Below are 842 nucleotides of genomic sequence, written 5' to 3' on the forward strand. Positions count from 1 at the left end.
TAAGAAGAAGTAGGCAGACAAGAAAAGCGTTTTTTTTGTGGTGGTGGTGGGAGATTAGCGAAGAATAACTTACGACATAAAATGAATACTTAATAAATGCAAAGAAAAAGCTAAAGAAAGAGGAGGGTTAAATATGTCAAATAAAAATCAGTGGTTACTTAATGCTCTTATGGTCATATTAATATGGTTAACACTCCCTTTTTTAGGGGGACGTAATATTAAGAAATTCCTTCCTGCATCAATTTTTATTGTAATCATAGAAAATCTTTTTGCCCAAATTGGGAAGAAACGCAAATGGTGGGTTTTTTATAAAAAAAATCCATATATTTCAGTAGCATTACCTTTTTATATATGACCTTTTTTGGTAGGTTCAATGTGGATTTTAAAATGGACATATGGAAATTTTAAACGTTTTATTACACTAAATGCAATAGTAGATGGTATGTTTGCCATACTAATCATGAGCTTTTTAAAAAAATTAAAATTAGTTACACTCGTTCGGTTTAATAAAATTCAATTTTTCCTTTATATGTTTCTTAAGTCGCCATTGTTATATGGATTTCAGTACCTCATTGAAAAGAGAAAAAATTACTAGATGTGGTTAAAGGGATAAAATTGTTAGTTATGTTAAATTGATGGCATATGTGAAGTTTTGCACTTAAGCTAACGGGTGCAAGAGTTAAACAAGAGGTTGCTACAGCAGCGTCTTTTTTTCTTATTGAACTTACGAAACAGGATAGTTAAATAAGGTATTTACAATTGCAAAGATGAATTATATCCCCAAAAAAGTATTCTTTTCTATTGATTTTAGAGGATTTTGAGTATTTTTTTAACTTGATGTG

Annotated in this window: 1 protein-coding gene; it reads left to right on the forward strand. The window is 29.6% G+C overall.

Annotated elements, in window-relative coordinates; all coding sequences use genetic code 11:
* Positions 1–133: 133 nt before the first annotated feature.
* Positions 134–355, forward strand: a complete 222-nt coding sequence (locus ACSU6B_RS29185; RefSeq protein ID WP_410889962.1) for a hypothetical protein — start codon at positions 134–136, stop codon at positions 353–355.
* The last annotated feature ends 487 nt before the right edge of the window (positions 356–842 follow it).

The sequence above is a fragment of the Neobacillus sp. C211 genome (genome assembly GCF_051842875.1).
GTDB lineage: Bacteria > Bacillota > Bacilli > Bacillales > Cytobacillaceae > Neobacillus.